25 protein-coding genes, 1 pseudogene and 1 riboswitch are annotated in these 21955 nt (G+C 62.2%); of the genes and pseudogenes, 15 read left to right on the plus strand and 11 right to left on the minus strand.

Going from position 1 to position 21955, the window contains the following annotated elements; genetic code table 11:
• Positions 1 to 78: pseudogene (locus F1002_RS20400) on the minus strand (electron transfer flavoprotein subunit beta/FixA family protein); the annotation flags it as partial.
• A 117-nt stretch (positions 79 to 195) separates the two neighbouring features.
• Here F1002_RS20400 and F1002_RS20405 point away from each other — a divergent pair.
• Positions 196 to 819, plus strand: a complete 624-nt coding sequence (locus F1002_RS20405; RefSeq protein WP_150430890.1) for a TetR/AcrR family transcriptional regulator — start codon at positions 196 to 198, stop codon at positions 817 to 819.
• On the opposite strand, the gene F1002_RS20410 is transcribed toward F1002_RS20405, so the two are convergent.
• The 8 genes from F1002_RS20410 to F1002_RS20445 form a co-directional block, all read right to left on the minus strand.
• Entirely contained in the window at positions 816 to 1421 is a 606-nt protein-coding gene (locus F1002_RS20410) for an ABC-type transport auxiliary lipoprotein family protein (RefSeq protein ID WP_150430891.1), read from the minus strand. The genes F1002_RS20405 and F1002_RS20410 overlap by 4 nt on opposite strands.
• A 1-nt stretch (position 1422) precedes the next feature.
• Positions 1423 to 2349 carry an MlaD family protein gene (locus tag F1002_RS20415; protein ID WP_150430892.1) on the minus strand — a complete coding sequence of 309 codons (927 nt, stop codon included), beginning with the start codon at positions 2347 to 2349 and terminating at the stop codon, positions 1423 to 1425.
• A 9-nt stretch (positions 2350 to 2358) separates the two neighbouring features.
• The gene (locus tag F1002_RS20420; protein WP_150430893.1) at positions 2359 to 3114 is read right to left on the minus strand and encodes an ABC transporter ATP-binding protein; all 756 of its coding nucleotides are present in this window, start codon (positions 3112 to 3114) and stop codon (positions 2359 to 2361) included.
• Positions 3111 to 4217, minus strand: a complete 1107-nt coding sequence (locus F1002_RS20425) for an ABC transporter permease (RefSeq protein ID WP_223879713.1) — start codon at positions 4215 to 4217, stop codon at positions 3111 to 3113. The genes F1002_RS20420 and F1002_RS20425 overlap by 4 nt, the downstream gene beginning before the upstream one ends.
• Positions 4214 to 5716: an exopolyphosphatase gene (gene ppx, locus F1002_RS20430; RefSeq protein WP_150430894.1), complete on the minus strand. Its 1503-nt coding sequence runs from the start codon at positions 5714 to 5716 to the stop codon at positions 4214 to 4216. The genes F1002_RS20425 and ppx overlap by 4 nt, the downstream gene beginning before the upstream one ends.
• A 133-nt stretch (positions 5717 to 5849) precedes the next feature.
• Positions 5850 to 7742, minus strand: a complete 1893-nt coding sequence (locus F1002_RS20435) for a propionate--CoA ligase (RefSeq protein ID WP_150430895.1) — start codon at positions 7740 to 7742, stop codon at positions 5850 to 5852.
• Between the two features lie 47 nt (positions 7743 to 7789).
• On the minus strand, positions 7790 to 8905 hold the full coding sequence (locus F1002_RS20440; protein ID WP_191090491.1) for a diguanylate cyclase: 1116 nt from the start codon (positions 8903 to 8905) through the stop codon (positions 7790 to 7792).
• Between the two features lies 1 nt (position 8906).
• Positions 8907 to 9902 (minus strand): oxidoreductase, encoded by a 996-nt coding sequence (locus F1002_RS20445; protein WP_150430897.1) that lies wholly within the window; start codon positions 9900 to 9902, stop codon positions 8907 to 8909.
• Between the two features lie 122 nt (positions 9903 to 10024).
• On the opposite strand from F1002_RS20445, the gene F1002_RS20450 reads away from it, so the two are divergent.
• The 3 genes from F1002_RS20450 to F1002_RS21100 all read left to right on the plus strand — a co-directional run bounded on the left by F1002_RS20450 (position 10025) and on the right by F1002_RS21100 (position 12304).
• On the plus strand, positions 10025 to 10531 hold the full coding sequence (locus F1002_RS20450; protein WP_150430898.1) for a C40 family peptidase: 507 nt from the start codon (positions 10025 to 10027) through the stop codon (positions 10529 to 10531).
• Between the two features lie 164 nt (positions 10532 to 10695).
• Positions 10696 to 11667 carry a Fe(3+) ABC transporter substrate-binding protein gene (locus F1002_RS20455; RefSeq protein WP_370452216.1) on the plus strand — a complete coding sequence of 324 codons (972 nt, stop codon included), beginning with the start codon at positions 10696 to 10698 and terminating at the stop codon, positions 11665 to 11667.
• 58 nt (positions 11668 to 11725) lie between these two features.
• Positions 11726 to 12304: an ankyrin repeat domain-containing protein gene (locus tag F1002_RS21100; protein WP_191090492.1), complete on the plus strand. Its 579-nt coding sequence runs from the start codon at positions 11726 to 11728 to the stop codon at positions 12302 to 12304.
• A gap of 34 nt (positions 12305 to 12338) precedes the next feature.
• On the opposite strand, the gene F1002_RS20465 is transcribed toward F1002_RS21100, so the two are convergent.
• Entirely contained in the window at positions 12339 to 13976 is a 1638-nt protein-coding gene (locus tag F1002_RS20465) for an iron ABC transporter permease (protein WP_150430901.1), read from the minus strand.
• A gap of 30 nt (positions 13977 to 14006) precedes the next feature.
• Here F1002_RS20465 and F1002_RS20470 point away from each other — a divergent pair, with 30 nt between their 5' ends.
• Genes F1002_RS20470 through F1002_RS20500 form a run of 7 tightly spaced genes read left to right on the plus strand, consistent with a single transcriptional unit; the run spans position 14007 to position 19028 of the window.
• Positions 14007 to 15089 (plus strand): ABC transporter ATP-binding protein, encoded by a 1083-nt coding sequence (locus tag F1002_RS20470; protein ID WP_150430902.1) that lies wholly within the window; start codon positions 14007 to 14009, stop codon positions 15087 to 15089.
• On the plus strand, positions 15086 to 15775 hold the full coding sequence (gene aat / locus F1002_RS20475; protein ID WP_150430903.1) for a leucyl/phenylalanyl-tRNA--protein transferase: 690 nt from the start codon (positions 15086 to 15088) through the stop codon (positions 15773 to 15775). Before F1002_RS20470 ends, aat begins: the two co-directional genes overlap by 4 nt.
• Positions 15776 to 15777: 2 nt before the next feature.
• On the plus strand, positions 15778 to 16521 hold the full coding sequence (locus F1002_RS20480; protein WP_150430904.1) for an arginyltransferase: 744 nt from the start codon (positions 15778 to 15780) through the stop codon (positions 16519 to 16521).
• The gene (locus F1002_RS20485) at positions 16518 to 17204 is read left to right on the plus strand and encodes a YbaY family lipoprotein (protein WP_150430905.1); all 687 of its coding nucleotides are present in this window, start codon (positions 16518 to 16520) and stop codon (positions 17202 to 17204) included. Before F1002_RS20480 ends, F1002_RS20485 begins: the two co-directional genes overlap by 4 nt.
• Before the next feature lie 3 nt (positions 17205 to 17207).
• Complete coding sequence (locus F1002_RS20490; RefSeq protein ID WP_150430906.1) at positions 17208 to 17597, plus strand: hypothetical protein; 390 nt, start codon at positions 17208 to 17210, stop codon at positions 17595 to 17597.
• Positions 17594 to 18559: a CapA family protein gene (locus F1002_RS20495; protein ID WP_150430907.1), complete on the plus strand. Its 966-nt coding sequence runs from the start codon at positions 17594 to 17596 to the stop codon at positions 18557 to 18559. The genes F1002_RS20490 and F1002_RS20495 overlap by 4 nt, the downstream gene beginning before the upstream one ends.
• 19 nt (positions 18560 to 18578) lie before the next feature.
• A complete protein-coding gene (locus tag F1002_RS20500; protein ID WP_150430908.1) occupies positions 18579 to 19028 on the plus strand; it encodes a MaoC family dehydratase in 450 nt (149 codons plus the stop codon).
• 23 nt (positions 19029 to 19051) lie between these two features.
• Here the strand turns inward: F1002_RS20500 and F1002_RS20505 are convergent, their stop codons facing one another.
• The gene (locus F1002_RS20505) at positions 19052 to 19330 is read right to left on the minus strand and encodes an acylphosphatase (RefSeq protein WP_150430909.1); all 279 of its coding nucleotides are present in this window, start codon (positions 19328 to 19330) and stop codon (positions 19052 to 19054) included.
• A gap of 129 nt (positions 19331 to 19459) precedes the next feature.
• Between F1002_RS20505 and F1002_RS20510 the strand changes: the two genes are divergently transcribed.
• The 4 genes from F1002_RS20510 to F1002_RS20525 all read left to right on the plus strand — a co-directional run bounded on the left by F1002_RS20510 (position 19460) and on the right by F1002_RS20525 (position 21823).
• Positions 19460 to 19933 carry an ankyrin repeat domain-containing protein gene (locus F1002_RS20510; protein WP_150430910.1) on the plus strand — a complete coding sequence of 158 codons (474 nt, stop codon included), beginning with the start codon at positions 19460 to 19462 and terminating at the stop codon, positions 19931 to 19933.
• The gene (locus tag F1002_RS20515; protein ID WP_150430911.1) at positions 19927 to 20421 is read left to right on the plus strand and encodes a DUF411 domain-containing protein; all 495 of its coding nucleotides are present in this window, start codon (positions 19927 to 19929) and stop codon (positions 20419 to 20421) included. The genes F1002_RS20510 and F1002_RS20515 overlap by 7 nt, the downstream gene beginning before the upstream one ends.
• Before the next feature lie 70 nt (positions 20422 to 20491).
• Positions 20492 to 20702, plus strand: a riboswitch (cobalamin riboswitch).
• Between the two features lie 129 nt (positions 20703 to 20831).
• Positions 20832 to 21506, plus strand: coding sequence for an energy-coupling factor ABC transporter permease (locus F1002_RS20520; protein ID WP_150430912.1), 675 nt, complete (start codon positions 20832 to 20834; stop codon positions 21504 to 21506).
• A complete protein-coding gene (locus F1002_RS20525) occupies positions 21503 to 21823 on the plus strand; it encodes an energy-coupling factor ABC transporter substrate-binding protein (protein WP_150430913.1) in 321 nt (106 codons plus the stop codon). Before F1002_RS20520 ends, F1002_RS20525 begins: the two co-directional genes overlap by 4 nt.
• The last annotated feature ends 132 nt before the right edge of the window (positions 21824 to 21955 follow it).

Genomic DNA, 21955 nt, shown 5'->3' on the forward strand with positions numbered 1-21955 from the left:
AACACCCGACCCGTCCGCCTTCACCCGAACCTTCACGTTGTAGTCAATAACCCGTTTCACGGGAACCAGAATCTTCACAAGCCTTCTCCTTTTACTCGGTTAGATTTTGTATAACCTGCATCGCCTGTTTGACAGACGTTGACTCAATCAGCACAATGACCATACTGTGTCGTATGGAAAAGCATACGGTAGCGTATGGAAAACAAACCTGTCAAGTCCACCGCCATTAAACCACCAACTCGCGCCCGTCGCACCGGCACCGAGCCACGCACACAACTCGACCCTGCTGCCTGGGTAGATGCGGCGATCGATGTCTTCGCCCGGGAAGGGGTTACCGGTTTGCGCGTCGAGGTGCTCGCCAAGCATTGCGGCGTCACCAAGGGCAGCTTTTATTGGCACTTCAAGGACCGCCAGGCCCTGCTCGATGCCGTCCTTGCCCGCTGGAAAGAAGGCCGTATCCGGGATATCGAGAAGACGACGGCGATGATGCAGGGCGACCCGCGCGACCAGTTGCATTACGTCATCGAGGTTTATGGTGCGAACCGCAACCGGAAAGGCATGTCGATCGAACTGGCAGTGCGCGACTGGGCACGGCATGACGCCAAGGCGGCGGCCGTCGTCGAGGAAGTCGACCTCTACCGGCTCGAATGCACCCGCAAGCTCTTCGTCAATGCCGGCATGAGCGATGCCGAGGCCAAGAGCCGCAGCCTGCTGCTTTACGCCTGTGTGTTCGGTTTGTCGCTGATGCACTACACGCATTTCGACGACAACCTGTCGGACCTTAAGCAGCGGATTGCCGAACGAATCGTTTCCAGCTAGCCAAAACAGGCGCCAGTCTGCGGCTTGTCGGCCAGCAGCCCTTCCCACGATCTAAGGTCGGTCGCCAGTTGATCGACCGCCTCGGTCAGGGCTGTCACGCCACCCCGGGCATCCTGCGTCACTGCCGTTTTTTCAAGATTGACCGGCAATTCGGCAACCTGGTGGCGCGACCGGTCAAGCAATACAACCCGCCCCTGCACAACCCCCCGACTGGCCGTCGGCGCCGAAAAGATCTGACTGAACTCGGTAATCTCGACGCGCAGCAGGCAACGCGCCTGCCCCTGCCCGGACGGCGAAAGGCGCAGTTGTTGCGACAGGCGTTGCTGCAGCATCTGGGCCGGCGGGCCGGCCCAGCGAGCCTTGGCATATTCGCGCAAGCGCGCCGCATCGATATAGGCCAAACGATAGTCGATCCCCATCGTATCGAACCACAACGGCGCCCTAACCTCCAGCGCCAGGGGCACCCGACGCTGGGCTAGCAACGCTTCGGCAGGAGACGGCCCGAAATCATAGATCGCCAACGGTGCATCGCCCCCCCGTTTTCCGATAGTGAAGCAGCCGGCAAGTAGCAGACAGCAGAACAATCCGAGCAGTTTTTTCATCTCACTGCCCTCCCGCCGGATTGAAACCGGCCTCACCGGGCCCGGGTGACTGCGAAGGTGCGCCAAAGACCAGTCCCTGCGGCGTATCCTCAAGTATGCGCAGGACCCGGCTCAATTGCCGCGAGGTCAGCGAGAAATCCTGGGCCAGCTCATTCAAGCGGGGCATCAGCGCCGAGGTGCCGCCGGCCGATGCATCGCCGATGGCGACATCCAGCTTGTCCGTCGCCGCCTGCATCTTGCCGATCAGCAGCCGCGTATCGGCCAACAGCGGCCCAACCTCGCCGGCTGCTTGCGAGAAATGCCTGATATTGCGGTCATCGAGGACCTTTTTGACCTGCACCAGGCTGGCATTCAGGTTTTCCAATGCCGGCTTCAAATTGGCCGAAGCGCCTTCCAGATTGGCCAGTGTTGCCGTCAGATGCGCCCGGTTTTCCTCGTTGAGGACGGAATTGGCGCTCTGCATCAGGGCCTTGGCCTGCTTCAGGGTTGCCGCCCCGGTCTCGCCCAGTTCGTCGAACAGCGACGGAATCATGGCGATACGCGGCGGCGATTCGTCATTGGGTTCGAGCGGCGTATTGTCCTTGCCGGTTTCCAGCAACAGGATATGCGCCAGCCCGGTCACCCCCTGGTAATTCAGCTTGGCGACCGTGCCGGCGGTCAGCGGTACATTGTCGTTGATCGAGATAGTGACCAGGATATTGCTGTAATCGTCGGGATCGAGGCGGATATCGCTGACCTTGCCGACCCGGATGCCGCGGTATCGAACCTGGGCCTGTGGATTGAGGCCACCGATGTTCTGCTTGGTGACGACGATAAAGTCGTGTGTCTCGTCACGACTCCCGCCCAGCCAATAGAGCGCGACGATGGCCGCAAGCCCCAGTAGCAGGGCGAAGAGTCCGGCGGCGAAGGCATGTGACTTGTTTTCCATTGCTCGTAATTAAAGCAGCTTCCGGCGGTCTGCGCCAAAAAAGCCGGTCACGAAGGGATGATCGATGGTCATGATCTCGCTGCGCGTGCCGTAGGCGATGATGCGACGATCGGCCAGGATGGCGACATGGCTGGCCAGACCGGCCAAGGTATTCAGATCGTGCGTGACCATGACCACCGTCAGACCCAGTTCGCGCTGCAGTTCCCCGATCAGCTCGACAAAATTCTGGCTTCGATCCGGATCGAGCCCGGCCGTCGGTTCGTCGAGCAATAGCAATTCCGGCTCAAGCGCCAGCGCGCGTGCCAGCGCAACACGCTTCACCATGCCGCCGGAAAGCTCGGCCGGCATCAACTTGCCATGGGATACCCCCAGACCGACCATGGCCAGCTTGAGATGCACCAGGCGGCGAATCCAGTCCTCGTCGAGACAACGCAGCTCGCGCAAGGGAAAGGCAATGTTGTCGTACACCGACAAGGCCGAGAACAAGGCGCCATGCTGGAAAAGCATGCCCAGACGCCGGCGGATATTGCGCTGAACACGAATATCCGGATCGTTTAAATCGACGCCAAACAAACGGACAACACCCGCATCCGGCCGGTGCAAGCCGAGAATCTCGCGCAGCAAGGTTGTCTTTCCACTTCCCGAGCCCCCGAGCAGGCCAACGATCTGCCCCTCCTTGACGCACAAATCAAGGTCGCGATGAACCGTGTTGCCGCCAAAGCGCGTGCACACCCCATCCAGTTCGATGACCGTCTGCCGGCTCATAGGTGCGGCACACCGACCTGTCGGGTAAAGACAGCAAAAATGGCGTCGACCAATATGACCGTTGTAATCGCCGTGACCACGGCACTCGTCGTGTTAGCGGAAAGACTCTCGGTATTGGGTTTGACGTGCAAGCCGAAATAACAGGCGACGAGCGCGATGACAAAGCCGAACACGAAGCCCTTGCCCAGCCCGATGTAGAGATTGCTGACCGGCACGACGCGCGGCAGGTTCTCAAGAAAATAAACCAGCGACAAGTCCAGTTGCAGCAGCGCCGCCAGCATGCCGCCAAACATGGCAACCGCCGACGTCCACAGCACCAGCAAAGGCATGGCGACCGTCAGCCCGACGATTTTGGGCAGCACGACGCGAATGCTCCGCGAAATACCCATGGTCGACAACGCATCGATTTCCTCGGTCACCCGCATCACGCCGATCTGGGCCGTCATTGCCGAGCCGGAGCGCCCGGCGACGAGCACGGCAACCAGTACCGGACCGAGTTCGCGGATGATCGAAATGCCCAGGATATTCACAATGAACAGGTCAGCGCCAAAGCTCTTCAACTGCAGGGCGGACAGGTAGCTGATGGTCACCCCGATCAGGAAACCGACCAGCGCGGTAACCGGCAAGGCTAGCGCGCCGGCCTTGTAGACGTTGGCGGTAAACTCGCGCCAGGGAATATCCCGCGGATGCCTGAGCAGGAAAAATGTATCGAGAATCAACTGCCCGAACAAGGCGATCATGCCGCGCAGGTTGGCTGCTGCCTTGAGCAAGTAACGCCCGATGAATTCCGGCAAGTGCACGCGCGCAACCGGAGGCGGCGGCATTTCCTGAGGCAGTTCGGCTACCCGCTCGACGATGCGCCGGTGCATGTCGCCGATTTCCAAGGATACCGGCCACGTCGCTTGCCAGGCACGCCACAGCAACACGGCAGCGGCACTGTCCAGACGGGTCAGCGCCGACAAATCCCATTGCCGATTGCCGTCGGTCGCCGCCGCCAGGCCTGCCTGCAACTCGGCCAACCGTGGCAGCATCTCCGCTAATGTCCATGCGCCGGACAGCACCACCTTCCCCGGCTCGACGTGCAAGCTGGGGCGGTCGTTCACGCGGATTTCCTCGCCGGCTTGGATTTCAGGACGTACTCCCGGCCCATCGCCTTCCAGACCGCCGCTTCCTCGCCAAATGCCGCCGCCGTCCAGGGATTGGCCGCCAGCCAGTCGGCGGGCAGATCGATCAGGTAACCGCCGGGCGTACGTTCGACACGCCAGGCCGGCAGAGGACGGTCATCGCGCGTGCGATGCAGGAGTACGGCGAGCCGCAAGGCAAAGATCAGGTTCCAGGCGCTGTCCGAAGCGGGGATGCCACCCAGCTTATCCAACTTGCCGCGGTGCCCCAGCACCAGCATGGCAAGCCGCGCCTGATCCTTTTTCGAGAACCCCGGCATGTCGGCATAGGTCAGGATGTAGGCACCGTGCTTGTGATAGGCGTTATGCGCCACCGAAATGCCAATTTCGTGCAAGCGGCAAGCCCAGGTCAGGAACTGGGCATCCTGCTCCGCGGGAGCGCCATTGGTGCTCTGGGCCAGAGCCGACAAGGCGGTAGCCTCGACCCGCTCGACCTGATCGCCTTCGACCTGGTAGCGACGGCGGAACTGCTTCACTGTCGCATCCCGCATGTCGTGATGATGGAAGCGCCCGAGCAGGTCATACAGAACGCCGAGACGCAACGCACCGTCGGCATAGGTCATCCGCTCGATGCCCAGTTCTTCGAAAATGGCCGACATGATGGCCACGCCACCCGGAAACACAGGTAGACGGTCGCCCTTGATACCAGGGAGGTCGAGCGCTTCCGCCGATCCGGCCTTGATGAGCAGCGCACAGAGCCGGTCCAGCCCGACCCGGGTAATGCCGCTCTCGCCATTCGGATTGAGCCCGTTGAGCTCGAGCACATCGGCAATTGCGCGCGCCGACCCCGAGGAACCGACGGCCTCTTTCCACCCCATGCGCTGGTAGTCATGGGCGATCAGTTCGATTTCCTTGGCCGCCGCCACCTGGGCTTCCCGCAGACGCTTCTTGTCGATCCGGCGATCCGGAAAGAAACGCAGGGTGTAGCTGACACAGCCCATGTACAGCGATTCCATCAGCTGCGGTTCGTACCGCTTGCCGATGATGAACTCGGTCGATCCACCACCGATGTCGATGACCAGCCGCTTGTGCGGCGCCGACGGCATGGAATGCGAAGCACCGATATAGATCAGCCGCGCCTCCTCACGCCCGGCGATGATTTCGATCGGGAAACCCAGCGCCTCCTCGGCCAGCGGCAGAAACTCGACTGCATTCTTGGCAACGCGCAGCGTATTGGTCGCCACGGCGCGCACCGCACCGCCATCCAGACCGCGCAAGCGCTCGCCGAAACGGCGCAAACCATCCAGAGCCCGGGCCTGCGAGGCTGCATCCAGGCGCTTGTCGGGCATCAACCCGGAAGCCAGGCGAACCGGCTCCTTCATCGAATCCAGGGTATAAATCTGGTCATCGACCACGCGCCCGACTTGCAAGCGGAAACTGTTTGAACCCAGATCGACGGCAGCGACGGTTTCGTAAATCATCGGAGAAAGCGGCAGGTTGCTTGGATTGGCGGGGATTCTACCACCCGCGGCGGAGTGCCATTCTTACCGCTCTGCAATAAAAAAAGCCTGCCGACTTTCATCGGCAGGCTTTTCCGAACGCGTGCAGTAAAACTCAGCTGGCCAGGGCGTTCCGGATCTGCTCGAGCGTAGACGGATCCTCGATGGTGGTCAGATCGCCCGGATCGCGGCCTTCGGCCAGCGCCTGCAGCGACCGGCGCAGCATCTTGCCCGAACGGGTCTTCGGCAGGCCGGTTACGAAGTGCACCCGGGCCGGACGCGCAATGGCACCAAGGATGCCATCGACCGTGGCGAACACTTCCTTCTCCAGCGCCTTGACCAGTTCCGGCGTGGCGACCTTGGAAGCATCCTTGACGACGGCAAAGGCCATCGGCATCTGTCCCTTCAGCTTGTCCTCGACACCGACCACAGCGACTTCGGCAACCGCCGGATGGTTCTGGATCGCTTCCTCGATTTCACGGGTGCCGAGGCGGTGACCGGCGACGTTGATCACGTCATCGGTACGACCGAGGATGGTGAAGTAACCATCTTCGTCCTTGATCGCCCAATCGTAGGAGGAATAGACCAGCGGCTCCTTGAACAGCGTGAAATAGGTGCTGACGAAACGGTCGTCCTGCCCCCAGACGGTGGACAGGCAGCCCGGCGGCAGCGGCGGCACCACGGCAGCGATGCCTTTTTCGTTGGCGCCGCAGATCGAACCGTCTTCACGGAAAATCTGCAGGTTGTAACCATAGACCGGGAAGGACGGCGAACCGAACTTGATCGGGGTCTTTTCCACACCATGCAGCGCGGCCAGCATCGGCCAGCCGGTTTCGGTCTGCCAGTAGTTGTCGATGACCGGCTTCTGCAGTTCGCTCTGGAACCATTCGTGCGTCGGCTGATCCAGCGGCTCGCCGGCCATGAAGATATGCTTCAGAGAGGACAGATCGTACTTGTGCATGTAGGCCGGGTCCTGCTTCTTCAGCACGCGGGCCGCAGTCGGTGCCGAGAACATGACGTTGACCTTGTACTTCTCGACGATCTGCCACCAGATGCCCGGATCAGGGCGCAACGGCGTGCCTTCGTACATGATCGTGGCCATGCCGGCGATCAGCGGGCCATAGATGATGTACGAGTGACCGACCACCCAGCCGATATCGGAGGTGGAGAAGTAGGTTTCGCCTTCGCCGCCGCAGTAGATGTGCTTCATCGACGAAGCCAGCGCCACGGCATAGCCCCCGGTGTCGCGCTGCACGCCCTTCGGCTTGCCGGTCGTGCCCGAGGTGTACAGGATGTAGGACGGCTCGGAAGATTCCAGCCATTCGCACTCGACCTTGGCATCCATGTTCTGGGCGCGCAGGGTGGCGTAGTCGACATCGCGACCTTCGACCTTGTTGAAGCCCTTGTCCAGGCCGCGGTCGATCATCAGGACCTTGGCCGGCTTGTGCTCGGCGATCTCGATGGCTTCGTCGAGCAGGTGCTTGTACGGAACGGCCTTGCCGCCGCGCATGCCGGCATCGGACGAAACGATCAGGGTCGGCTTGGCATCGTCGATGCGGGTCGCCAGCGAGCCCGAGGCGAAGCCGCCGAACACCACCGAGTGAATGGCACCGATGCGGGTTGCTGCGAAAATCGCGAAGGCAGCCTGGGCAATCATCGGCATGTAGATCAGGACGCGGTCGCCCTTCTTGACGCCGAGGCTCTTGTAAATGGCTGCCATGCGCTCGACTTCGCGCTGCAGTTCGGCGAAGGAATAGACCTTCTCCTCGTCCGTTTCGGTCGAGATGTAGATCAGGGCGCGGTCGTTCGGACGCTTGGCAGCGTGGCGGTCGATCGCGTTGTAGCAAAGGTTGGTCTTGCCACCAACGAACCACTTGGCAAACGGCGGGCGGGAATAATCGCACACCTGGGTGAACGGTTCTTTCCAGTCGATGAGCTGGGCCTGTTCGGTCCAGAACTCGTTCGGCTTTTCGATGGAATACTGGTGAAACTCCTTGTACGTCGCCATAAAGTCCCTCTAAAAAAGTTTTCCTGCACTGCAAAATACCGAACGGACTAATTTTTGTGAGATTTCCGTTCGCTCAAAAGGCGTTCGATCTCTGCCAGCGGCAGAGTCAAGCCCAATTCCTTGTCGATCAGCCGCAACAACGGCATCAACCTTTCGCCCAGCGCAGGCAGATGCGGTATCACCGGCTCAATCCGGTTAGCTGCCAGCAACTCCAAGGCATGGTTGATCGAGATCGGACGCGTCGCAGGCAGAACCCCGCCCGACTCGGTACGGTTTCCACCATCACCCATCGCCCGGTGCATGCGCTCGCCAGCCAGATCGAGCAGAGCCGCAGCCGAAGAAAGTGCGTCAGTCGGCACGCTGGCCAGACCGATACTCACGGTCAGCGCAACGGTTTCTCCACTGATCGTCAGCTTGGCCATTTCAACCGCCTCGCGCACGCGCTCGGCAAACGTGGCACAAAATGCCGGGGCGGTACCCGGCGACACGATGGCGAACTGCCCCTGGCCGAAATGACCCAGACTGTCTTCGTGCCGCATCTTGCCGGCCAGCATCTTGGCGAAGCGATTGCAAATCTCTTCGGCCACCTGCAATCCAAAACGCTGGCTAAGGCCATCGAAATCGTCGAAACCGAGGACCATCGCACTGACGTCAACCCCGTGCCGGGTGGCGTGCGACAGCGCCTGGGCCATCTGCATTTCCAGATATTTACGTGTAAACAATCCGCTCACCGGATCCTGAACTAGGCGCTCGCGATCAGCCTCAAGGTTTTCCTGAGCGCGGGTCAGGTTAAGCAAGTTATTCAAGCGGGTCAGCAGTTCTGCGCCGCCCGCCCCCTTGGTCACGAAATCCGAAACCCCCAGTTCCTTGGCCTTGAGACGCTCCTCCTCCGTTTCCTCACCGGAAACCAGGATGAAAGGCAACTGCTGAAGACGCCTGAGCCTTGATGTCCGCAGACGCTCAAGCAACTCGTAACCGTTCAGCTTGGGCATTTGCAAATCGGAAATCACCGCCTTGATCGAATGATCGACCACCAGGGTTTGCCATGCTGCCTCGCCGTCACTTTCCTCCCTGACCTCATAATGCGCCTTCAGGTGATGGATGAGCGACACCCTGACCACCCGCGAATCATCGACGATCAGGATGTGCGGCAGATCGGCCACATCAGCCTCCTGCGATATCCACGACAACGCGGCCCTTGGCCCGCCCGGCGATGTACTCGTCGAACATGGCAGGCAAGTCGTCAAAGGGAATCCGGCGCGACATCTCCTCGAGATGCGGCGGGCGCAAGTCGGTCGCCAGGCGTTGCCAGACCCCGCTGCGATACGGCTCGCGGATATAGCCGGAATCGACACCGAGCAAGGAAACTCCGCGCAGGATAAAAGGCATGACCGTCGTGTTCAGCGCATGGCTGGCCGCCAGGCCAATACTGGCAATGGTCCCGCCCTGCTCCATGGTGCTGGCGATCCACGCCAGCACGTCACCACCCAGATTATCTACCGCCCCCGCCCAGCGCCCACGGTCCAAGGGGCGAATCTTCGAGAGATCCAGGCTCTGGCGCATCAGCACTTCCGCAGCACCCAGACCGAGCAGGTAGCTCTTTTCACTTTCCTTCCCGGTCAAGGCAACGACGTGGTAGCCGACTTTGGCCAGCATATCGACCGCCAGGCTGCCAACGCCACCGGTGGCACCGGTCACGATGACCGGCCCTTTTTCCGGACGGAGGCCGTTTTCCTCCATGCGGACAATGCCGAGGGCGGCGGTAAACCCGGCCGTCCCCAGCGCCATGGCGTCATACAATGACAACCCGGCCGGCAGGGGAACCACCCAGTCGCCCGGAACGCGGGCCACCTCGGCATAGCCGCCATGATGAGCCACACCGATGTCGAAACTGGTGGCGATCACCGGATCGCCGGCCTTGAAGCGCACATCGCTGCTGGCGATCACCGTTCCCGACAAATCGATGCCGCCGACACACGGAAAACGACGAATGATCTTGCCGGCACCGGTCGCCGCCAGGGCATCCTTGTAATTGATGCTCGAGTAAGCCACGCGGATCGTCACTTCACCGGCATCCAGCTGGTTTTCGTTCATCCGGACGAAACCGTTGCAGACCTTCCCGTCGCGCTCCTCAATCAATAGTGCCTTGAAAGAATCCATTGCTCTTCCCATTCCTTGGAAAATAAATTGTATTCATAATTATGGAGTATGAACATAGTCGTACCCCTCGATTTTTTTCAGCGCCTTTACAGTGCCCGGTTTTTCAAATACATTTCAGGGCTATGCATAAAGTACTGGCCTCCCTGCTTCTGTCGACTTCGCTATTCATTAGCGGAATCGGGGCGTCCACCGCTGCCGAGCAAATCCGCAGGGATGAACAACCGTCGTTTCTGGAACGTTACACCAACGCCGCACAGGATGTCATTCTGCAAGGTTTGAAGCTGGTAGGCGTCCGCTACCGCCTTGGTGGCAACAATGAAGACAGCGGCCTCGATTGCAGCGGCTTTGTCCGCCTCGTCTTCAAGGACAGCATCGGCGCCTCGTTACCGCGCACCGCCAAGGAAATGAGCGAAGTCGGCCAGCAAATCGACGCCAGCCAACTGAAACCCGGCGATCTGGTGTTCTTCAACACCATGCGCCGCACTTTCTCGCATGTCGGCATCTACCTCGGCGACAATCACTTCATGCACGCTCCCCGCACCGGCGCCGAAGTCCGCGTCGAAAGCATGGACAGCAGCTACTGGGTTCAGCGTTACAACGGTGCCCGGCGAATTCTCGAAGGAAACTGATCGATCAAGCGGCCAAGCAGCCGCTTTTTTTACACCACATTTCGATAACCATTCTCATTTACACTTTTATTTCCTGACGGTAAACTGACAGGATTTCCGAACCACACTGGAGTTGCTCGATGAAACTGAAATTCGGTCTAGCTGCCGCCGCCGTTCTGTCACTGATGAATGCCGCCATGGCCGAGGAAAAAGTCCTCAACCTGTATTCCGCCCGCCACTACCAGACTGATGAGGCGCTCTACAGCAACTTCACGCAACAAACCGGCATCAAGATCAATCGGATCGAAGGCAAGGAAGACGAACTGCTGGAGCGCCTCAAGAACGAAGGCGCCAACAGCCCGGCCGATATCTTCCTGACCGTCGATGCGGCCCGCCTGGCCAAGGCCCACGAACTGGGCCTGTTCGCCCCGGTTGCTTCCAAAACGCTGGAAACCCGTATTCCCTCCCACCTCCGTACCGACGACTGGTTTGCCTTTTCGACGCGTGCCCGCGTCATCGTTTTCAACAAAACCCAACTCAAGGCGGAAGACGTCCAGAATTACGCCGATCTGGCCAACCCGAAGCTGAAGGGCAAGCTCTGTTCGCGCTCCGGCTCGCACCCCTATAACCTGTCGCTGATGGCATCGATCATTGCTCATCAGGGGGAAGCCAAGGCCGAGGAAGTGGCCCGCGGCATGGTCGCCAACTTCGCCCGCGCACCCAAGGGTGGCGATACCGACCAGATCAAGTCGGTCGCTGCCGGTGAGTGCGGCGTAACCATCTCGAACACCTATTATGTGGCCCGCCTGCTGCGCTCGACCAAGCCGGAAGAAACCAAACTGATGGAAAAGGTCGGCATCGTCTGGCCTGACCAGAATGGAAACGGCGCCCACATCAACGTTTCCGGTGGTGGCATGCTGAAAAACGCGCCAAACAAGGCAGCTGCCGTCAAATTCCTCGAATACCTGGCGTCCGATCAGGCACAACGTTATTTTGCCGACGGCAACAATGAATGGCCGGTCGTGGAAAGCGTCAAGATCGCCAATCCGGCTCTCGAGTCGCTGGGCAAGTTCAAGGCTGACAAACTTCCGATCAAGAACCTGGCGATGTATCAAGCCAAGGCCCAGATCATTTTCGATCGCGCCGGCTTCAAGTAAGACCTCGTCAAGCTCCGGGGAATTCCCTACAATCTCGCTCCTCACAGGCGTTTGATTGATGACAGAAAAAGCACTTCCCCCGAGCAAACTGATCAGTGCCATACGCGCCGCTCGCCTGAGCGGCGTTGTCGTTGCACTGGAGGATGGCGCCGACCTCGAAGAGGTCGATGTTCATGGACATGGCGGCCTGCCGTTGCGCACGGCTTGCTTCGAAGGCAACCTGGCGATCGTGCGGGAGTTGCTGACCCGCGGCGCCGATCCGAACGCCAGCGCGGCCGACGGTGCCAGCGCTCCGCTCCGCCTGGCCCTGAGACGCGGACATCACGAAATCGCCGCCACGCTGATCCAGGAAGGAGCTTGCCTTCCACCCGGCCAGACCATTCCGCAGGAAGTGCTTGGCATCAAGAGCGCTCCCCTACCCGGAGAAGCCGTCGTACCCGCGCTGCCCGACACGCCGGCCGACAATCTGATCGAGTTCACGCCCAGCAAGCTTTCTTTTCAAACACCGGGAAACTCAGCTCCGGAAGCGGTCGACGCCTTCGGCACTGAAACCAACGCAATTTCTGCCGACCTGATGTTTCTGGATGTCGAGGAAATCCCGCCCATTCCATGGGAAACGCCGACCATCCCCAAATAGGTGCAACGGCGCCAACCGTGGGCACCTCTCCCCGCTAAGCGCGACGCGCCGCCGTTATCTGCCGTGACAGTGCGATCAACGGCAGCAACCCAACCATGACAATCGCCAGGGCAGCCGTCGACGCTTCGGCCAGCCGCTCGTCGGAAGCCAGCGTATAAGCCTGGGTCGCCAAGGTATCAAAGTTGAAGGGTCGCATCACCAGCGTTGCCGGCAATTCCTTCATCACATCGACGAAGACCAGCAGACCCGCCGTCAGCAGGCTGCCGCGCAGCATCGGCACATGCACGCGGCGCATCGTCCCGCCCTGCCCCAAGCCAAGGCTGCGCGCCGCATCGTCCATGTTCGGCGTGATCTTGCCCAGGCTCGACTCCACCGTATGCAGGGCCACCGCCAGAAAACGGACGAGATAGGCGTAAATCAGCGCAGCGATGCCGCCGGTCAGCAGCAAGCCGGGGTTATGGCCGAACCATGCCTGCCATTGGCCGGCCAGCCAGTTATCGAGGCGGGTGACCGGGATCAGCACCCCGACGGCAATCACCGCGCCGGGTACGGCATATCCCAGCCCAACCAGGCGATTCAAGCCTGTCGCCAGCGTACCTTTGGAAAGACGGGCACCATAGGCGAGCAGCAAGGCCAGCAAAACGCCGATGGCCGCCGTCGCCCCGGCCAGCACGAAACTATTGCGCGACAACATCAGGAAACGCTCGCCGAACTGGGCGTCCCCCTCGGTCACGGCCATCTTGAGCAGCAGCCCGGCCGGCACCAGGAAACCCAGCAACAGCGGCAAGGCGCAGCCCACGACCGCCAGACCGGCGGAAACCCCTCGCAAGCGGGCCCCAGCCATCGGGCGATTGCGGCCCGTCGTATTGTGATAGCGCGCGCGCCCCCGCGAAATCCGCTCGGCCATCAGCAAAAAGAGCACGAAGGCCAGCAGCATGGCCGCCAGTTGCGCGGCGGCAATGCGATCACCCAGCGAGAACCAGGCCCGATAGATCCCGGTCGTGAAGGTATTGACCGCGAAGTAGGCAACCGTTCCGTAGTCGGCCAGCGTCTCCATCAGTGCCAGGGCCACGCCGGCGACGATGGCCGGACGCGCCAGCGGCAGCGATACCGAGAAGAAGGCGCGCCATGGCCCCATGCCCAGCGTACGGGCCGCCTCCAGCATGCCGCTGGCCCGCTCGAGGAAAGCGGTCCGCGCCAGCAGATAAACATAGGGGTAGAGCACGCAGATGAACATCAGCATCGCGCCGGGCAAGGTACGGATGTCCGGGAACCAGTAATCGCCGTGTTCCCAACCGAAGGTTTCGCGCAAGAAAGTCTGTACCGGCCCGACAAACTGCAGGAAATCGGTATATACGTAAGCCATCACGTAGGCCGGCACGGCAAGTGGCAGAACCAGCGCCCACTCGAAAAAACGCCGCCCCGGAAATTCGTGCATCGCCGTCAGCCAGGCGGTCGTCACGCCCAAGGTCCCGACACCAAGGCCGACACCCACGCAGAGCCACAACGAATTGACGATGTATTCCGGCAATACCGTCGACGAAAGGTGTGCCCACGTTTCGCTCGTTCCACCGGCAAACAGGTTGAGCCCCACGCTGGCAACCGGCAAGCCGGCCAGCAGGGCGACCACGAGGCCGACAATCAGCAGGGGAGAGTAAGAGGCGGTGCGCATGTTTGTGAATGCGAATTATAATCGACCGCTATGGCTCAACTTGAACTAAATGGCGTCGTTCAGCGCTATGGCGCTCACACTGTGGTCGATGGCGTCGACTTCCATCTCGAAGCCGGGCGCATCGCCTGCCTGCTTGGTCCGTCGGGCTGCGGCAAGACGACCCTGCTGCGCTGCATCGCGGGGTTCGAGGAAATTGCCGATGGCGAAATCCGGCTGCACGGCGAGGTGGTCAGCCAGGCAGGCCAATCCACCCCGCCGGAGAAACGGCGAATCGGCATGGTCTTTCAGGACTACGCCCTGTTTCCGCACCTGACCGTCGAACAGAATGTCGCCTTCGGGCTGGGCCGCAAGCCGGCCGAAGACGCCCACCTGCGCGTCCGCCAGCTGCTCGCCACGGTCGGCCTGCATGGCCAGGGAAACAAATACCCGCACGAACTCTCCGGCGGTCAGCAACAGCGGGTCGCACTGGCCCGCGCGCTGGCCCCCCGCCCCAACCTGATCCTGCTCGACGAACCCTTCTCCAATCTCGATGTCGGCCTGCGCGAACGCCTGTCGGTCGAGGTGCGCGAAATTCTCAAACGCGAGGGTTCGACGGCGATCATGGTCACCCACGACCAGCACGAAGCCTTCGCCATGGCCGACGAGATCGGCATCATGTACGAAGGCCGCATCCAGCAATGGGACGTGCCCTACAACCTCTACCACCGGCCATCCAACCGCTTCGTCGCCGACTTCATCGGCCAGGGCGTCCTGCTGCCCGGCGTCGTTGCCGGCGGCACCAATGTCGAGATGGAACTCGGCAAGCTGGTTTCCGACATTCCGGTCGAATGCAGCGAGACCTGCGCCAACTGCGCCGACGGCTGCGATGTCGATGTGCTACTCAGGCCCGACGACGTGGTTCACGACGACCGCAGCCCCTTGCAGGCCGAAGTGCTGCACAAGGCATTCCGCGGCGCCGACATTCTCTACACCCTGCGCCTGGCCAGCGGTGCCGAGGTTCTGTCGCTGGTTCCCTCGCACCACAATCATGCCCTGGGCGAAAAGATCGGCATCCGCCTCGACGCGGATCACGTGATCGCCTTCAAGAAACAGACGCATCACGATCACGCGTGATCCCGTTCCTCGGCCCATTCGACACCTTCCCGCCCGTCGAATCGGCACGCCAGGACATGGACGGCCTGCTCGCCATCGGCGGCAGCCTGGCCCCCGAACGGATACTCGACGCCTACCGGCATGGCATATTCCCGTGGGGAACGCTCGAAGGGCATCCCTTGTGGTACAGCCCCGACCCCCGCATGGTGCTCTTTCCGGAAGCGTTCCGCCTGACCCGCTCGCTTGACAAGGTCGTTCGGCGCCGGCGTTTCACGGTCCGCTTCGACAGCAATTTTTGCGCGGTCATCGCGCAATGCGCCAGAACACCGCGTCGCGGACAGAACGGCACCTGGATCAACGACGACATGTTCGCGGCCTATGTCCGCCTGCACGAACTTGGCTGGGCACATTCGGTCGAAGCCTACGAGGGAGACAACCTGGTCGGCGGCCTGTACGGGCTGGCTATCGGCCGCATGTTCTACGGCGAGTCGATGTTCTCCCAGCGGACCGACGCATCGAAGGTCGCCTTTGTCCATCTAGTGCGTTATCTTGTTGCCAACCAATTCGGGATGATTGACTGCCAGATGTACACCGATCACCTTGCCTCGCTCGGCGGCCGCGAGATTCCGCGCCAGGACTTCCTGCACAAGCTTGCCGTACTCGTCGCCACGGGCAGCCCGCGTTCTGTCTGGAACGCCGAACAATAGTCATGTCCCAGCCCGACGACGCCGAACTGCCCTTTTCGTTGCTGCTGTACTACGCAACATCGCCCTACCCGTGCAGTTACCTGCCAGACCGCGAAGCCCGTTCGCAAGTCGCCACCCCCGCCCACCTGATCGACGGCGAAATCTACAGCTCGCTCGTTCGCGCCGGCTTCCGGCGTAGCGGCATCTTCACTTACCGTCCGCATTGCGATCATTGCCGTGCCTGCGTTCCGGTCCGCCTGCCGGTCGCCGACCTCGAGCCCAACCGCAGCCAACGCCGGGCCATGAAGCGCCACGCCGACCTGCGGGCGCGCGAATTGCCGTTGACGTATCTCGAGGAGCACTACGCGCTCTACAACCGCTACCAGCAATCCCGGCATCCGGGCGGCGGCATGGACGAGGACAGCCACGAACAGTACGCCCAGTTCCTGCTGCAGAGCCGCGTCGACACGCGACTGATCGAATTCCGCGACGAACAGGCGCTGCGCATGGTCAGCCTGATCGATGTACTCGACGACGGACTGTCCTCCGTCTATACCTTCTACGACCCGGATGTCCCGGCGGCCAGCTTCGGCACCTACAACATCCTCTGGCAGGCTGCCCAGACCAAGGCCCTCGGCCTGCCCTACCTGTACCTCGGCTACTGGATTGCCGAAAGCCGCAAAATGGCCTACAAATCCGCCTTCCGACCGATCGAAGGCCTCATCGAAGGCCGTTGGACAACGCTGCCCGAACTCGACCACGCATGAAAACTTCTACCCTGCTGCTACTGCTCGCCGCGTTCTCCGCCCACGCTGCCGAAAACCGCCTGCCCTACGCCTGCGACAACGGAAGTCGCCTGGAAATCAGCTTTACCGCCGATGCGGAAGGCCGCCCGGTCGCCACCCTGCATTTCGCCGACGAGGCGGTAGCTCTGCCGCAAGTACCCACCGCTTCCGGCGTGCTGTACCGCCGGGGCGAAATCCGCCTGCACAGCAAGGGCGATGACGTCGTGCTCGAGGACGGCAAGGGCAATTTGCGCCGCTGCACGCGCGGCGCCGTTCCACCGTCCTCGCCGGCCGCTGCAACTGCGCCCGCAGCCGACAGCAGCTTCCTCGAAATCGGCGGCACGGTCAGCTACCTGGCGCGAATCGCCCTGCCGCCCGACGCCATCCTCACCATCCGGATTCAGGACATCGCCCGTGCCGATGCACCGGCGCGCGTCCTCGTGGAACAGCGCTACGAACTGAACGGCGCACAGGTTCCCATCCCGTTCTCGGCCACCATCGACCGCGACCTGATCGGCAAGAGGAGCCGCCTCTCCGTCAGCGCCCGCATCGAACACCGGGGCAAGCTGCGCTTCATCAGCGACAAGATTTATTCCCCGCTCGAGGATGGTCAGCCGGTGCCGGTCAGCATCATCCTCAAACCCGTCACCGCAAAGTCGCGCTAACCCATGCGCCGCTTTGCAGCCGCCATGGCGTTCGTCATGTCGCCCATGCTCCATGCCCAGACCGTCGCCTGCCACCTGACCTATGGCGGCGAAACGCAGATCGTCGAAGCGCCGCCCGGCAACGCGCCCTACATCGGCGAGCCGACCGCCATCGGCTCCTTCTTCCAGTTCCGCATCGTCTTCGTGCACGAACCGGCCGATCTAGCCCGCATCAACCTCTACACCCACGCCGACCTCGGCGAAGCACCCATCCCGCTGCAACACGCCAGCCACCCCTATCCGCTGCGCAATCAGGAACGCTACGGCTTCACCGGCCTGCAACGCGTCTACGAACCCAAGCGCGAAAGCGAATTGCAATACTGGTGCGAACTCCGCGAAACAGCCCCCCAATGAAGCGCATCCACCTGACCGCCGCACTCGCCGCCTGCTGGCTGGCCACCGCCCAGGCCGAACCGCTGACCCTCATCTTCGCCGGCGACGTCATGCTCGCCGACGGACCCGGTCGCGTCATCGCCGCCGGCGGCGACCCGCTCGCCCATTTCGCCTCCATCCTGGAAGCGGCCGATTACCGCATCGGCAACCTCGAATGCGCCGTCGCCGATGGCGGAGAGGCGCAGCCCTCGAAAATCTGGTCCTTCCGCGCCACGCCGCAGACCCTGAAGGTACTCAAGGGCCGCTTCGATGCCGTTTCGCTCGCCAACAACCATTCCGGCGACTACGGCCAGGCCGCCTTCGTCGAAACCACACAGCATCTCGATGCCGCCGGCATCGCCCGCTTCGGCGGCGGCCGCGACCTGACCGAAGCCCACAGCCCGTTGTGGATCGACAAGAAGGGGCTGAAGATCGCCGTCCTCGGCTACAACGAATACAAGCCCCGCCGTTTCGAAGCCGGTCCGCAAACGCCGGGTATCGCCTGGAGCGAGGATGAACAGGTGATCGCCGACATCCGCGCCGCCAGGGCGGCCGGCGCCGACCATGTCATTCCCTTCATGCACTGGGGCTGGGAAAAGAACACGCAGCCGGACGCGCGCCAGCGGGAGTTCGCCCGCCGCATGATCGACGAAGGCGCCAGCCTGGTCGTCGGAAGCCACCCGCACGTCACCCAAGGTGCCGAAATCTACCGTGGCAAGCCCATCGTCTACAGTCTCGGCAACTTCGTCTTTGACGGTTTCGACTACGAAAACGGCCGCCGCGGCTGGCTGCTGCGCGTGCATATCGACCGCGAAGGCGTACTGCACTGGGAGACTCTTGCCGCCCACATCGACACCGACGGCACACCCCATCCCGCCCCCGGAGTGACCACGCCCTGCGGCAGCCGGGGCGAGACCGCCGTGGCGCAATGCATCAACCCGTAGGCATCACACAGGAGCCCGCATGGATACCCGCACCCTCGACGACCTGCCCCCCGGCCAGCGCTTTATCTCGCCCGGCCTGACACTGACCGAAGCCGAGATCATCGACTTCGCCTGGCGCTACGACCCGCAGGCTTTCCATCTCGACGCCACTGCGGCGGCCAATTCGCCGTACGGCGGCTTGATCGCCAGCGGCTTCCAGAGCCTGGCGATCTGCTTCCGGCTGTTCATCCAGTCCGGCATTCTGGCCGAGTCGAGCATGGGTTCGCCGGGAATCGACGAATTGCGCTGGCTGGCGCCGGTACGGCCAGGCGATACGCTGCACAGCGAAATCGAGGTGCTGGAGGTGCGCCCGTCCAGCTCGAAGCCGGATCGCGGCATTGCCCGCCTGAAATATCACGCCGTCAATCAGCGCAACGAAACGGTCCTCACCTTCATCGTCAATCACTTGCTGCGCCGCAAGGCGGTTTAAGCGGATCGCCGCCGGGCCGTCGTTCAGGCGCTGGGCAGTTGCGTGAAATCCGTGAAATCGCCGCTCCCGAGGGATACATTGATCCGTTCGACGCGTGCCTGGGCGGGACCGCGCTGCGCCCAGGCCATCAGTTTGAGGACCGCCCCCTCGTCGCCGGCCAGCATGGCCTCGACATCGCCGCTACCGAGATTGCGAACCCAGCCATTGACCCCCAGGACCCGCGCCTGTTCGGACATCGACCAACGATAACCGACACCTTGTACCCGCCCTTCGATGAGCAGGTGACGCACAATATTGCCCATGTTCACCTCTCCAATACTGCCAGATTAACCAATGAAATCATTATATTAGGAAATAACGAAACTGCGACAAATCAAGGATTGTCCAATAGACTACCGGAACAATGCTCTCATCGACAAAGTGCCACGCCCATGAAAAAACTGCTTACCGTCCTGTTCGCGCTGTTCGTCAGCCTGCCGGCCGTCGGCCAGCCCACCAGCCATGACCGGCCGATCCACGATGCGGCGCGGACCGGCACCGGCGAGGAAGTCGGCAAACTGCTCAAGGCCGACCCCAGGCAACGCGACGTGCGCACCGAACTCGGCTCGACGCCGTTGCATCTGGCAGCGATGAATCCGGACACCAGCGCGCTCAAGGTGCTGATCGCCGCCAAAGCGGACCCCAACGCCCGCGACAACGACGGCGCCACGCCATTGCACATGGCGGCCTACGGCAGCCGCACGGTGCACACCCAACTGCTGCTCGAAGCCGGCGCCGACCCGCTGGCCAAGACCGACAACGGTCGCGATGCGGGCTCGATGGCGCGCAAGGTCAAGGCCGACGAGACCGCCGGCATCATTTCCCTGTGGGTACTGAAGGGCTGCAAGGCAGGCAAGCCATGCTGAAGCGCCTCGCCCTGCTGCTGGCACTGCTCTGCACCCAGGCCACCGCCGCCCAGCCCCTGCCGGTCATCGAAGTCTACACGCCGACGGTCTGCCTAGCCTGCATCGAATGGGCCGAGCATCTGCGCCAGAACGGCTTCACCGTGAAAGTGACGCAGACGGACGACATGGAGGCCGTCAAACGCCGTCTCAAAGTACCCCGCGACCTGGAGGCCATACCGACCGGCCTGGTCGCTGGCTACTTCATCGAAGGTCACGTCCACGCCGACCAGATCAAGGAACTGCTCGGCGAAAAACCAAAGGCACTCGGCCTGGCGGTACCCGGCCTGCCGCTCGGCGCGCCCGGCCGCGAATTCTCGAGCCCGACCTGCGAAACGGCCTGCACCGTGCTGGAAAAGGACAGTGCCGCCGCGCCTCGCGTACGGCGCGAATTCTACGAAACCCTGCTGGTAAAAAAGGACGGCAAGACCTCGATCTACGCCCGGCATTGAGCCGCCGCCCCGGGAGCCGAGCTGGGCGCAAGCATGACAAACTGCTTTATCCCCCGGGAAATTTCAGAGTAGAATCGCCCCAGTTTTAGGTGCCTGACCTCGCAGCCGCGAGGCAGGTGAAACGGGAAGCCGGTGACTCTGCGCAAGCAGGCAGTCCGGCGCAGCCCCCGCTGCTGTAAGCCTGACGACTCCACCCCACGCCACTGTGCGCATCGCATGGGAAGGCCGGTGGAGAAGCTTGAAGGCAAGCCAGAAGACCGGCCTGAAACCATGTCGTGCCATTTCTCCGGGGTACAGGGAAAGGTTCTGTTGGCTTGCCGTTGCATATCCGTTCCGGATGTGCCCAGCCCTCCGTCCCGCATCCACCTTGCCCCGATTGGCATATTTTGATGTCTGCTGCGGGATGAATCATGCACATCATGGAAGGTTTTTTGCCGGTCGAGCACGCCGTGGGCTGGAGCCTTGCGGCGGCGCCTTTCGTCGCCTACGGCATCCACTCGGTCAATCGCCGGCTGCGTGAGCACCCGGAACTGCGCATGCTGCTCGGCGTCGCGGCGGCCTTTTCCTTCATTCTTTCCGCCCTGAAACTGCCGTCGCTGACCGGCAGTTCGTCGCACCCGACCGGCGTCGGGCTGGGTGCCATCCTGTTCGGACCGGCGGCGATGGCGCCGATCGGCTTTGTCGTCCTGCTGTTCCAGGCCCTGCTGCTGGCCCATGGCGGCCTGACGACGCTGGGCGCCAATCTCTTCTCGCTGACCGTGGTCGGCCCCTTCGTCGCCGCCGGCGTCTTCCGGCTGGCCACGGCCTGCCGTGCCTCCTGCAACGTCGGCGTCTTTCTCGCCGCCTGCCTTGCCGACCTGATGACCTACGTCACCACCGCCGGCCAGCTGGCTTTCGCCTTCCCCGACCCGATCGGCGGTTTTGGTGCCGCCTTCGCCAAGTTTTCCGGCATTTTCGCGCTCACCCAGATTCCGCTGGCGATCAGCGAAGGACTGCTCACGGTGCTGATCTTCAACGCCCTGCGCCGCTTCAATGCCCAGGAACTGCAGATGCTGCGCCAACCCCGCCGCGAGGCCGACGCATGAAGCGGCACACCGTCCTGTTGCTGCTGGCCGTCGCACTGCTCACGGCGCTTCCCTTGTGGCTGGTGCGGGATTCCGCCTCGGACACCGAGCTGTTCGGCGGCTCCGACACGCAAGGCCAGCAGGCCATCGGTCAACTCGCCCCGGATTACCAACCCTGGTTCGAGTCCATCCTGACGCCGCCCGGCAAGGAGGTGGAGTCGCTGCTGTTCGCGCTGCAGGCGGCGCTGGGCGCCGGCATCATCGGTTATTGGCTCGGGGTGTCGGTCACCCGCGAAAAGTTCCGGCGCGGCGCCGACAAGGATGACGATGCATCTTGAACGCGCAGCCTGCGGCAGCCGCTGGCAGCCGGCATCGCCGGTCGCCAAGGGCCTGTTCGCGCTGGCCGGACTGATCGCCGCATTCGCCGCGCCGACGCCCGGCGGCGCGCTGGCGGTCGCCGGCCTGCTGGT

This window comes from Dechloromonas sp. CZR5 (assembly GCF_008711155.1).
In the GTDB taxonomy this organism is placed as follows: domain Bacteria; phylum Pseudomonadota; class Gammaproteobacteria; order Burkholderiales; family Rhodocyclaceae; genus Azonexus.